The 11,950-nt window shown below is 31.2% G+C and carries 16 protein-coding genes and 1 other RNA gene; 14 read left to right on the top strand and 3 right to left on the bottom strand.

From position 1 onward, the window contains the following. Positions 1 to 16: 16 nt before the first annotated feature. Positions 17 to 398: a transfer-messenger RNA gene (ssrA, locus tag ACWXVT_RS02535) on the top strand. Between the two features lie 90 nt (positions 399 to 488). Here the strand turns inward: ssrA and ACWXVT_RS02530 are convergent. Both ACWXVT_RS02530 and ACWXVT_RS02525 read right to left on the bottom strand, forming a co-directional pair. After that, on the bottom strand, positions 489 to 629 hold the full coding sequence (locus ACWXVT_RS02530; RefSeq protein WP_455967972.1) for a hypothetical protein: 141 nt from the start codon (positions 627 to 629) through the stop codon (positions 489 to 491). 93 nt (positions 630 to 722) lie between these two features. After that, positions 723 to 1,220, bottom strand: a complete 498-nt coding sequence (locus tag ACWXVT_RS02525; RefSeq protein WP_455967971.1) for a nitroreductase family protein — start codon at positions 1,218 to 1,220, stop codon at positions 723 to 725. 99 nt (positions 1,221 to 1,319) lie between these two features. On the opposite strand from ACWXVT_RS02525, the gene prfA reads away from it, so the two are divergent. From prfA to ACWXVT_RS02485, 8 genes are read left to right on the top strand one after another with little or no spacing between them, the layout of a single operon-like run. Then, the gene (prfA, locus tag ACWXVT_RS02520; RefSeq protein ID WP_455967970.1) at positions 1,320 to 2,402 is read left to right on the top strand and encodes a peptide chain release factor 1; all 1,083 of its coding nucleotides are present in this window, start codon (positions 1,320 to 1,322) and stop codon (positions 2,400 to 2,402) included. A 5-nt stretch (positions 2,403 to 2,407) separates the two neighbouring features. Next, positions 2,408 to 3,121 carry a peptide chain release factor N(5)-glutamine methyltransferase gene (locus tag ACWXVT_RS02515; RefSeq protein ID WP_455967968.1) on the top strand — a complete coding sequence of 238 codons (714 nt, stop codon included), beginning with the start codon at positions 2,408 to 2,410 and terminating at the stop codon, positions 3,119 to 3,121. A gap of 27 nt (positions 3,122 to 3,148) precedes the next feature. Next, positions 3,149 to 4,285 (top strand): molecular chaperone DnaJ, encoded by a 1,137-nt coding sequence (gene dnaJ, locus ACWXVT_RS02510; RefSeq protein ID WP_455967966.1) that lies wholly within the window; start codon positions 3,149 to 3,151, stop codon positions 4,283 to 4,285. Between the two features lie 46 nt (positions 4,286 to 4,331). After that, entirely contained in the window at positions 4,332 to 4,736 is a 405-nt protein-coding gene (locus tag ACWXVT_RS02505; protein WP_455967964.1) for a hypothetical protein, read from the top strand. Positions 4,737 to 4,738: 2 nt separating this feature from the next. After that, positions 4,739 to 5,410 (top strand): (d)CMP kinase, encoded by a 672-nt coding sequence (gene cmk, locus ACWXVT_RS02500; protein ID WP_455967963.1) that lies wholly within the window; start codon positions 4,739 to 4,741, stop codon positions 5,408 to 5,410. Positions 5,411 to 5,414: 4 nt separating this feature from the next. Further along, positions 5,415 to 6,731, top strand: a complete 1,317-nt coding sequence (gene der, locus ACWXVT_RS02495) for a ribosome biogenesis GTPase Der (protein WP_455967962.1) — start codon at positions 5,415 to 5,417, stop codon at positions 6,729 to 6,731. Next, positions 6,724 to 7,719, top strand: coding sequence for an NAD(P)H-dependent glycerol-3-phosphate dehydrogenase (locus ACWXVT_RS02490; protein ID WP_455967960.1), 996 nt, complete (start codon positions 6,724 to 6,726; stop codon positions 7,717 to 7,719). Before der ends, ACWXVT_RS02490 begins: the two co-directional genes overlap by 8 nt. Before the next feature lie 2 nt (positions 7,720 to 7,721). Then, positions 7,722 to 7,997, top strand: coding sequence for an HU family DNA-binding protein (locus ACWXVT_RS02485; RefSeq protein ID WP_455967959.1), 276 nt, complete (start codon positions 7,722 to 7,724; stop codon positions 7,995 to 7,997). Here the strand turns inward: ACWXVT_RS02485 and recU are convergent. Further along, a complete protein-coding gene (recU, locus tag ACWXVT_RS02480; RefSeq protein WP_438341716.1) occupies positions 7,987 to 8,478 on the bottom strand; it encodes a Holliday junction resolvase RecU in 492 nt (163 codons plus the stop codon). The genes ACWXVT_RS02485 and recU overlap by 11 nt on opposite strands. Before the next feature lie 93 nt (positions 8,479 to 8,571). Here recU and ACWXVT_RS02475 point away from each other — a divergent pair, with 93 nt between their 5' ends. Genes ACWXVT_RS02475 through ACWXVT_RS02455 form a run of 5 tightly spaced genes read left to right on the top strand, consistent with a single transcriptional unit; the run spans position 8,572 to position 11,950 of the window. Next, the gene (locus ACWXVT_RS02475; protein ID WP_438341717.1) at positions 8,572 to 8,868 is read left to right on the top strand and encodes a 4'-phosphopantetheinyl transferase superfamily protein; all 297 of its coding nucleotides are present in this window, start codon (positions 8,572 to 8,574) and stop codon (positions 8,866 to 8,868) included. A gap of 9 nt (positions 8,869 to 8,877) precedes the next feature. After that, complete coding sequence (locus ACWXVT_RS02470) at positions 8,878 to 9,741, top strand: lysophospholipid acyltransferase family protein (RefSeq protein WP_455967958.1); 864 nt, start codon at positions 8,878 to 8,880, stop codon at positions 9,739 to 9,741. 5 nt (positions 9,742 to 9,746) lie between these two features. Beyond that, positions 9,747 to 10,511: a segregation/condensation protein A gene (locus ACWXVT_RS02465; protein ID WP_455967957.1), complete on the top strand. Its 765-nt coding sequence runs from the start codon at positions 9,747 to 9,749 to the stop codon at positions 10,509 to 10,511. After that, positions 10,498 to 11,118: an SMC-Scp complex subunit ScpB gene (gene scpB, locus ACWXVT_RS02460; RefSeq protein WP_455967955.1), complete on the top strand. Its 621-nt coding sequence runs from the start codon at positions 10,498 to 10,500 to the stop codon at positions 11,116 to 11,118. Before ACWXVT_RS02465 ends, scpB begins: the two co-directional genes overlap by 14 nt. After that, complete coding sequence (locus tag ACWXVT_RS02455; RefSeq protein ID WP_455967953.1) at positions 11,111 to 11,950, top strand: pseudouridine synthase; 840 nt, start codon at positions 11,111 to 11,113, stop codon at positions 11,948 to 11,950. The genes scpB and ACWXVT_RS02455 overlap by 8 nt, the downstream gene beginning before the upstream one ends.

Genomic DNA, 11,950 nt, shown 5'->3' with positions numbered 1-11,950 from the left:
TGCTATTGTTATTAATGGGGGTGTAATGGCTTCGACAGGCACAAGCTCCTTAAAAGCGCAGTAGTGTGGCAGACTATAATTGCTTCTAGGCTTTCAATGACCGGAAAAACTAGCAAAAACGAAGAACTATCAGTTTCACCTGTATTCTTCAATCGTCAATCAAATCTATTATTCGCTTAATGAATTTTAGTCAACTTTTCTATGCCCGCTAGAAAAAGTTGTCGTTAGGGCTTAGGTTTCAAAAGTGCAACTATTTTGAAACTGAAAAATGAGTTGCCATTAACAAATTGATTTTGTTGTCTTATTGATTTGTTAATGTATTTCAAAGACAACTAAACTGTAGTACTTGCAAGTAAGTTTGTGTGTGGACCGGGGTTCAATTCCCCGCATCTCCACCATTTTTTTATATCTTTTTTGCTAAAAAGACTGAAAAAGTAACAAAAAACTAGGAAAAAATTATCTTTTTCCTAGTTGTGAGTGTGTTTATTTTATTTGTTTTGTAATTTAAGGTCTCAAATTTCTTCGATTTCTTTAGTATTCATGTTGTATCTAGATGCACTTAGAATCGAGGCTTCATAGTATGAATATGCTTTTTTATCTGGAGCTAGTTTTGTAAAGTAATCTTCCAATTCTTTACTATATCTTTTAGCTTCGATATCTAATGAATCAATGTCATATTTACCTTCAAAAACCCTATTTAGTTTAGGTTTAACACTAACTTCTTAATCAGGATATCCAAGTGCTAAACCGATGACTGGAAATGCCTGACCTTTAATGTTTAATAGTTGTCTTAGTTCCGGAATCATTGTTCTTACTAAACCTAAAAAGCAAGTACCTAAACCATTCGAAATGGCAACGTCTTGTAACATAGTAGCTTGAATGTAAGCGTCTCCAGCAGCAACTAAAAATCCTTCTGTTGTGTGTAAATCATATTTAATTTCTGGGTAGTGCTTCTGAGCTAAATTCATGCGATTGAAATCAGCCACAAAAACAACAAACATTGCACAGCTTTCAACAGCTCGAGCAAATTTATTTGCCTGCCCGATTGCTTTTAGTTGTTCTTTATCGGTGATTATTATTGCACTTGAAGAATGTCAATTAGAAGAGTTAGGTGCCAATTTGATAGCATCGAATAATTTCTTTTTTAATTCATCGTCAATTGCTTTATCTTTAAATTTTCTAATACTTGTACGTTTTAAAATTGCTTGGTATAAATCCATATTTTTCTCCTTTTTTGTTATATTTTAGTCCAAAAAGGTTATTTTTGTCCAAATCTTAGTACCCTAAAGCAAGACAAATTATTGTATAATAATTTAATCATGGAAAAGACAATGCTTTCAAGCCTAAGTGCTATCAAAACTAAATATTTGGATATTCAAGAAGATTTATTAAAACCAGAAATTTACAATGACACCAAAAAATATGCAAAATTGCAAAAAGAACAAAATGCAATTCGTGACATTTATGAAAGCTTCGTAAAATGAGAAAAAAGTAATGATGCTTTTATTCAAGCTAAAGAAGTATTAAAAAACGAAAAAGATGCTGAATTGTTAGAATTAGCAAAAATGGAAATTGAATCGCTTGAAGAAGAAATGACCACTCTTGAAGAAGAACTAAAAATTCTTTTATTACCTAAAGATGAAAATGACGAAAGAGACGTTATCATCGAAATTAGAGGAGCAGCCGGTGGAGATGAAGCTAACATTTTTGCTGGTGACTTGTTTAGAATGTATCAAAAATATGCTGATCTAAATGATATGAAAGTCCAAATGATCGATTCAACATTTGGAGCAGCCGGTGGATTTAGTCAAGTTGTCTTTTCAGTGAGTGGAGATAAAGTCTTTTCAAAATTAAAATTTGAAAGAGGAGTTCACCGTGTACAAAGAATTCCTGCTACCGAAACAAAAGGTAGAGTTCATACCTCAACTGTTACTGTAACAGTTCTTCCTGCTGTCGATGATGATGTTGAAATTGAAATCAGACCTCAAGATTTAAAAGTGGACACTTTTCGTTCTTCAGGAGCAGGTGGGCAAAGTGTTAATACAACCGATAGTGCTGTCCGTATTACTCACATTCCAACAGGTTTAGTAGTTACATCACAAGACGAACGTTCACAAATTGCTAACCGTCAACAAGCAATGAAATTAATGAAATCTAAACTATATGAAATGGAAGTAAGAAAAAGAGAAGAGGAGGAAGGAACTATTCGTAAACTTGCTGGTTCAGGTGATAGAAGTGAAAAAATTCGAACTTATAACTATCCACAAGACAGAGTTACAGATCATAGAATAGGATTTTCAACTTCGCTTAAAAATGTTATGGATGGAAACATGACTTCACTAATTGAATCATTATTAGCTGAAGAAAGAGCAGAAAAAATTGCTCAAATTGGAGAACAATAATTAACATGCCTACACAAGAAGAACTTTTGCGTGAAAAACACCGAAACAATTTAGAACTAAAAGTTTCAAAGAAAGAGCAAAAGCTTCTTAAAAAAGGTTATCCAGTACAAAGAATAATCGGCTTTTGCGAAATGCAAAATGTCCGAATTTTTTTAAATCGATTTGTGCTAATTCCTCGTTATGAAACGGAAGAACTTATTTTAGAAGCTTATAACCACATTAACAAAGACTCGACAGTTTTAGATCTTGGAACAGGCAGTGGTTTCATAGCAATAGCAATACAAAAAAACAAAAAATGCTGTGTTGACGCAGTAGAAAAGAACTTTTTTGCACTAAAACAAGCCGAAAAAAACTCTTTTTTTAATGAAACTAAAATCAATTTTATTCGCTCCAATTGATTCAAAAAAGTTACAAAAAAATATGATGTCATCATTTCTAATCCGCCTTATCTGAACTATCAAGAAGTCATTAACAAACCAAAATTTGATCCTAAATATGCCTTGTATGCTAAAGATTCAGGCTTTAGAGATTATTTAAAAATTCTTAAAAAAGCGCATTTATTTTTAAATAAAAACGGTGTTTTAATATTTGAAATCGATGATTTTGTAGCACCATTTTTCGAAAAAAATTATCCTGAAAGCAACATTATTAAAGACATTAATGGCAAGAAAAGAATAGTAGTCATAACAAAGCAAGAATTAGAAAATTTAGCACTCTAGTCCTTTTTGTGCTAAAATATATTTATTATGGCAGATAAAAAACGTGATTACTATGAAGTATTAGGAATTTCTAAGACAGCAACTGAAAAAGAAATTAAATCAGCATATCGTAAACTAGCGATGCAATATCACCCGGACAGAAATAAAGAACCAGGAGCAGAAGAAAAATTTAAAGAAGTTTCGGAAGCATACGAAGTTTTAAGTGATCCAGAAAAAAGAGCTAAATACGATAAATTTGGACATGCTGCTTTTGACCAAATGGGTGGAGCTTCAGGGTTCTCGAACGCGTCTGATATCTTCAAACAATTTTTTGGTGGATTTTCAAAAGCATTTAGCTTTGATGAATTCGATGGCTTTGGTGATTTCTTTGGTGGTGCCTTTGGACGTTCAAAACCCAATGGTCCAACAAAAGGAGCTGATTTAGAACAAAGAATAACAATAACATTTCTTGAATCAGTATTCGGAGTCAAAAAAACCTTAAAACTTCAAAAAATCGAGATTTGTGATTTATGTAAAGGCAAAGGAGCTGAAAAAGACGAAGACTCTAAGAAGTGTTCTACTTGTGATGGCGGGGGTAAAGTTGCTTCTTCAATGTTTGGTTTATTTCAAAGTGTAACAACTTGTCCTGATTGTTCTGGTACTGGAAAAATAATTGTCAAAAAATGTTCAAAATGTAAAGGTAATGGTTCAATTAGAACTAATGTTGAACAAGAAGTTGACATTCCAGCAGGAATAATGAGTGGTCAAGTTCTTTTGCTAAAAGGGTTCGGAATTCCATCAAAAAATGGTGGACAAACCGGAGATATGCGACTTGTTATTGAAGTTAAACGTCATGACTACTACCGTAGAATTGATAATGATATTATTTTAGAAGTTCCTGTATCAATTAAATCAATAATAGCTGAAGAAACCATTTATGTGCCAACGCCATATGGTGAAAAACCAATAAAACTTGACAAAAAAAATCAAGATGGTGACACATTCATAATCAAAGATTGTGGATTTAAGTTCTTAAACCAAAATAAATATGGAAAAATGATTGTAAGAATTAAAACATTTATTCCTACTTTATCAGATTCAGAGCGAAAAATCGTTGTTCAAGCTCTTGAAAATAATAAAGATAATACCTATGAAAAATGAGTTAAAGAAGTTAGTAAAAAATAGCTAACTTTTTTATTTTTTTAAAGCATTATGTGGCTATAATTCTTTTATGAATTTGCCTAGTAGAAAGCAGCATTTTAAAAATTATCGTGAAGAGCTGAAAAAGACTAGTTCTTTAGTAAAAACTATTAAAAAAACCCGTAAAGAATATTTAAAATTAAGAGATAAGCTAACGGGTTATTTAGAAGATTTTGAAAAAGAATTTAACGATTTCAAAACTTATGTTGAAAATGAGACGATCATTAAAGAAAAAGTGAATTCTGCTAAACCAAAATCTAGTAATGATGATTTCATTACAAAACAAATTGCAAATCTTGAAACCGTTAAACAAAAAAATAAGTTGGATGGTGAAATGATTTATGAGCAAAAATTCTTGCCATTGTTGCATGATGCAAAAATCGATGCAATTCAAAATATCGTTGAAACAGAATTAAGCAAACTAAGAGGAGAATAATTATGGAAAAGCGCATTAACATAGCAATTGATGGTCCAAGCGGTGTTGGTAAATCTAGTGTCGCCAAACTTCTAGCTAAAGAATTAGGTTATTTCTTTATCTCAAGTGGTTCAATTTATCGACTAATTGCCTTAAACGCAATTGAACAAAAATTGGACTTAACAAATGAAAGCCAAGTGAATAGTCAATGAAATTTCGAAGACATCAAAATTGATGAAAAAGAACAAGTGTATTTTAAAGGTCGTAATGTTACTCATGATTTAAGAAAAGATGAAGTTTCCAAAGCAGCAAGTGACATTGCAGTTTATCCTTCTGTTCGTAAAAAAGTAGTTGACTTTTTACAATGATATTCTGTTTCTTATAAAGGAATTATCATTGATGGTCGTGATGCAACTTACCGTATTCTTCCTACTGCTGAACTTAAAATTTTCTTATGAGCTGATGCTGACATTAGAGCAAAACGTAGAGTTTTACAAAATGCTGAATTAGGTTTCGATAGTGACTATGACAAAACATTGCAAGAAATTATTGCAAGGGATGAACAAGATATGAATCGCAAAGAAGATCCATTAATATGTTCACCAGGTTCGATTAGAATTGATTCATCGAAAAAAAGTCTTCTAGAGGTTTATGCAGAAATACATGCTTTAGCCTTAGAAAAAATTAAGGAGTAAAAGCATGAAAGAATTAGTAGCAATTGTTGGAAAGCCGAATGTTGGTAAAAGCACTCTTTTTAATAAATTAATCAATAAAAGAAAAGCAATAGTTCATGATCAACCAGGAGTTACAAGAGATCGTTTATACGATGAAGTGACTTGAACTGGAACAACTTTTAAAGTTGTGGATACTGGTGGAATCACGGTGAGTGATGACCAAATGCAAGACCAAATTTCAATTCAGGCACAAATAGCAATTGAAGAAGCAAATATTATTGTCTTTATGCTTGATGGACGCCAAGATTTAACTAATGAAGATTATTATGTAGCTAATTTGTTGCGTAAATCAGGAAAACAAATTATTCTTGCCATTAACAAGTGTGAAGGCGAGCGTGGTGAATTTAATCCTATTTTTTACTCGTTAGGCTTTGATGAAATTTTTGCTCTTAGTGCCATTCATGGAGAGGGTTTAGGTTCGTTGCTAGATGCGATTGTTGAAAAAATTACCAAAAATGATGAAGATTTTGAAAAGCATTTCAAATTAAGCATAATTGGAAAACCGAATGTTGGGAAATCTTCACTATTAAATGCTCTTAGCGGTTCGTATCGTTCTATTGTTAGTGACGTTAGTGGAACAACTCGTGATAGCGTTAGTGATTTAGTAAAAATAGAAGACCAAACATTTGAAATTATTGACACAGCCGGAATCAAGAAAAAATCTAAGCTTATTGACAGTGTTGAACATTATGCACTAATGCGTGCAATGAATAGTTTGGAAGAAAGTGATTTAACTCTTTTAGTACTAGATGCAACTGAAGACATTAGTCACTTTCACTTACGTATTTCAGGTTTTGCTTTTGAACAAAGAAAACCAATTATTATAGTTGTTAACAAGTGAGACTTAATCGAAAAAGAAACTAATACAATGATTCGTCATGAAGAAATGTTGCGAGAAAAATTTAAGTTTATAGATTGGGCTCCAATAGTTTTTATAAGTGCTAAAAGTCACAAGAGGCTAGATAAGTTGAAAAAACTAATAATTACAGTAAGAGAGAATCTTGAGAGAAAAATACCTACATCAAAACTAAATGAAGCAATAATGCAAATGCAATTATTCAAGCCAGCACCATCATTAAAAGGTAAACGTTTAACAATAAATTTTGCCCAACAAATAGAAGGAAGAATACCAACATTTGTGTTGTTTGTTAATAATCGTGAGTATGCCCACTTTTCATATTTGCGTTATATCGAAAATCAAATACGTGAGTATTTTGACTTTGAGGGAACTCCGATTAATATTCTGTTAAGAAACAAAAATGAAGGAAGAAATTATGAGTAATAAAATCACTGTTATCGGTTCAGGTTCAATGGGAACAGCTTGTGCAAAAATTTTGCACAAAAACGGTCACGATGTTACTATTTATGGTGTTGATACAACTGAATTAGAACAATTAAAACAAGGCAAAAATTTAAAGTACTTTCCAGAATCAATATATTTACCAAATTTTAAAACAACTAACAATCTCAAAGAAGCACTAGATAAAACTAATTATGTTTTGTTAGCAGTGCCATCTAAATTTATGGATCAAGTATTTAATGATGTTTTGGCAAATTTAAATTCTGAAGTTATGTTTATCAATGTTGCTAAGGGTTTTTATCCAGGAACAATTATCCCTTTACACACTGCTATGAAGCAAAAAACAGCTAACAATACAAATGTGAAAGGTGTTGTTAGTTTAATAGGTCCTTCACACGCTGAAGAAATTGTTAAAGACTCAATAACTGTTGTTGACTCAGTAGATTGCGATGAAAATAAAGCAAAATTGGTACAACAACTGTTTTCGAATGATTATTTCCGTGTTTATACTCAAACAGACGAAATTGGAGCTGAAATTGGTTCGATTTATAAAAACGTTTTAGCTATTGCATCAGGCATTCTGGATGCAAAAGGTTATGGAATTAACACTCGAGCAGCACTAATTACTCGAGGACTTGTTGAAATGCGCAAATATGCAGAAGCTAACGGTGGAAAATTAGAAACCTTGTTTGGATTGACAGGAATAGGTGATTTAATTGTTACTGCATTTAGTGAGTTTTCTCGTAATTTTAGTTTTGGTAAGCTTTACGGTCAAAAAGGTAAAGAAGCCCTTGATACAAAAATGACTGTAGAAGGTTTAACTGCTTTAAAAGCGATTTATGATAATGTTATAAGTAAAAAACAAATGGAATTACCGATAACTGAAGGTTTATATAAAGTAATTTATGAAGATTATGATTTAGAACTAATGTTGAAAAATTTGATTAAAAGAGATCTTAAAGGAGAATAGTTATGAACAAAAAAGAATTAATTAGCGAAATTGCTCAAAAATTAGACAAGTCAATTAGCGAAGTTGAACAATTTTACAATGCTCTTGAAGATGTAATTGTTGAACAATTATTACAAGGAGAAAAAGTTGCTATTTCAGGTTTTGGAACATTCAGCACAGTACACAAAGACGAAAAAGTAACTATCAACACTTTTACAAAAGAACAACTTATTGTTCCTGCTAAGGTAGAACCTAAATTCAAATTTTCAAAAGTTCTAAAAAGTAAAATTAACAAATAAAATCTAAATAATTTAATACCCCAGGAAATATCAATTCTAGCTTGTTTCCTATCTTGTCGAGATCACTCATTTTCAGTGATCTCTTTTTTTCAAAAAACGTGTGTAAATGAGTACTTTTTACTCAATAAAAGACATCATATTTTTTGAAAAAAATTATGTAGAAACCACACCCTTGATGCCGATTAATTAAGTCCAAATATTCGATTTGATGCTTACGTATATTTTGATAGGAAAAAGTGTCACCTTCACATTCTTTTGCTTCGAAAGCAATGAATTTACCTCTATAAATTCCATAGTAGTCGACTGTCGATTTTTGCACTATTTTAGCATCTTCAATCAGTAATTTTTTGTCCTTTTTTACTACTTGTTTGAATTTAATATCAAGATTCTTTTTGTGAATTAATGCAAGATTAAGTAGGGCATAACGTTCATTAGTTTGATTAATTATTTTTTCCAAAAGCATACCTTTATTTTTATTCATATTGTCTCCTACTTATTAAAGTAAGAAATCATAGCCAGAAAAAAATAATTTTTATATTTATTTTAAATATAAACCACAGGTATAATTATAAACATGTATAAGATAGGAATTGATTTGGTAAACATTAATCGGTTTAAAGAAGTAAAAGAACATTTTATTAAACGTTTTCTGTCAGACATTGAATATGTTGACTATCAAAAAAGCGAAAACAAAGATATATTTTTAGCGACAAGATGAGCACTTAAAGAGGCGATTTATAAAGCTGACAATAGTGAATATTCTTTTAAAGATATTTCAATTTCAAAAGATATAACCTATCGTTACAAAAATTTCTCACTTTCAACATCTAGCGAGGGTGAGTTTGTTATTGCTATGGCAATCAAAAATTAAGGAGCAAAAATGAACATTAAGACAAAGATGATTTTGTGTAGCCCATGACTAGGATTAAGAATTCTAGGAATTTTGAGAACGGCTAGAAATTCAAAAAATAATCCAAGCGTCTTTACACTGCAAAAAAGAGTAGATTACTTAGTTAAAAGAGCTAAATGATTATTGAAATTTTTAAAAATCGAATTAGTTGTTAAAGGGTATGATAAATTGCCAAAACATGGCGCAATTTTGTATCCTAACCATGTGTCAAATATTGACGCTATTGCAATAATGGCAGCAATGGACAAACAAACTAAAGATGTTAACGTTGACAATTTAAGACCAACATTTTTAGCAAAACAGGAACTACAAGATAAATATTTAACTCGTAAAACACTTTCAATCATTGATACATTCTACCTAAATCGTGAAAACATTCGTGAAAGCGTTAAAACATTGGAATCCTTTGGTCATTTTGTCCGTGATCAAAGAACTTTGGGGGTAATTTTTCCTGAAGGAACAAGATCACGTGATGACAAATTATTAGAATTTAAAGCAGGAGCATTCAAAGTGGTTAAATCTAATTCTTTTGCAGTTGTGCCAGTGACTATTAATGGAAGTGGGATTGCTTTAGATCCAAAACGAAGAAAAAAAATCACTATTGAAGTAATTTTTCATGATGCTATTGACACTTTGAAAATCAACCAAGCTGAAACAAGTCAAATTGCTAACTTAGTAAAACAAAAAGTACAATCAGAATATCAAAATCAAGAAGTTTACAATTCAAAAAAACAACCTAAAAAACGTAATCCTAAAAAACTAACATACAGCCAAAAACAAGCTAAAAAAGAAGCAAAATTGCAAGAAAAAGCACGTAAACTTGAGGACTTTTAATTTTTATGGAACCAAATGAATCATTAGAACCTTCTTACTTAGACATTAAGCTTTCATCATTCGCAGGTCCTTTGGACTTGCTTGTTACTTTAATTAGAGATAAAAATATTGATATTTGAGAAATTGATCTTAACGAAATTGCTGATCAATATCTAGCAATTATTCACAATCTTAATGAAAATGATTTTGATACCGCTTCTGAATACTTAGTAATGGCTGCAACTTTAATTAATCTAAAAGCTAAAATGATTTTGCAAGATCCAGAAGAACAAGAAGAAGCAAACAAAGAAAAAATTCGTTTGTTGAGTCAAATTGCTGAATATGAACGCTTCAAAGACTTGAGTGTTGTTTTAAAACAGCACGAAGAACAAAGAAAAGATTTATATAACAAAACCATTAGTGATTTACGTCCTTTTGTGCGAAAAGGTGATCCTAATGAACTAGCAGGACACTCATCAGGTTCAAGACTTGCTTTAGTGTTAAGAAAAATGTTTGAAAGAACTTATGCTGAAACATTAAAAAATATTTCACTTTCAACTAAAGCAGTTTCGCCAGAAGAGCAAAAACAAAGAATTTTGCAATTATTTGAAACTAAAAACACTGATACTCTAAATTTTGAAGATGTTTTCAGTGTTCCGACATACGGGCATTTTGTAATTAGTTTAATTGCTTTACTAGATCTAGCACGTCAACAAGTAGTTGTTATCAGTGAAAATGAAGAATTAGAAATTGTTGCAATCAAAAAAGGAGAAAAATATGGTCAACAATAAAGTTATTGAAGCACTTTTATATGTTCAAGGTGACCAAGGTCTTTCAGTTGAACAAATGAAAGAAGTATTCAATCTAAATAATGAAAATGAAGCTTACACACTTTTACAAGATTTTCAAAAATACTTTAATTCTTTGTCAAGAGGAACTGAAGTTCATGAATTTAACAAAGTTTTCAAATTTTTAACTGCTCCTTTAGCAAAAGAAGCAATCAGCAATTTAGTTAGTGTCACAAAGAAACAAACTTTGAGTCAAGCAGCGGTCGAAGTTGCAGGAATTATTGCTTTCAAACAACCTATCACACGTTCAATGATCAATAACATCCGGGGAGTAATCAGTGATCATATTGTGATAACTTTACTAGCTAAAGGATTGATTGAAGAAGTAGGAGTAGCTTCTACACCAGGACAACCTATTTTGTACGGAATTACCAACAAGTTCTATGATTATTTCAAAATCAAGTCACTTTCAGAGTTACCAATTTTTGAAGAATTTGACAAATACGAAGAAGATGAGCAAAAAGTTGAGGCAGAACGTTACGACTTATTTAATTCACAACGTCGTGATGACGAAGATGCAATAGTTCAGGATTGAGAATATAATGATTAAACTAAAAGCAACAGCAAATGATGAAGGTAGAACTTTATACAAGTTTTTAATCAAGAATTGTAACAATGTTCCAATTTCAAAAATTGAAAAAACATTTCGTCAAAAAGATGTTCGACTAAATGGTAAAAAAACTAATGATAAGTCCTTAAAACTAAGCAATGGTGATGAAGTCACAGTTTATGGAATTGACAATGCCAACATTGAAAAAAGAGTGCAAAAAACCAATGTAACTTTCAAAAAAGTGTATGAAGATGACAATATTTTAATCGTCGATAAAAAAGCAGGTGTGACAATGGTTGGTGAAGAAGACTCGCTACAAAATCAAGTTTTAACATACCTAAAATATGAAAAATTTGCTTCTTTTGTTCCTGATTCAATTGGTCGCTTGGATAGAGTAACATCAGGACTGATAATTTATGCCAAAAACTATAAAACATTAGTTGAACTAAAAGCAAGACATAATGATTTTGAAAAAACATATCAATTCATTAGCGATTTTGAAGGTGATGAATTAGTAAGTGTTAGATTAAAAAAAGACATTGAAAAAGAAAAGATGGTAGTAGATCGTGATAACAAATTTGGAGTAAAAGCAACAACTCATTTTTTCACACAAAACGGTAAAAAATTTGCTACTTTAAAAACTGGTAAAAAACACCAAATTAGAGCAACTTTAGCGCACATGCAAGTGCCGATTCTAGGGGACACAAAATATGGTGGCAAAAAATCGCATCGTGTCTTTTTACATGCTTATCGCATTGTTATCAGAAATTTACAACTTCCTGAACTTGATTATTTAAACGACATGGAATTTGTTTCATATCCAAAATGATAG

Source organism: Mycoplasma sp. 1573 (assembly GCF_053851775.1).
Note: the sequence above shows the minus strand (reverse complement) of the source record. Positions and strands in the feature narration are given on the sequence as shown.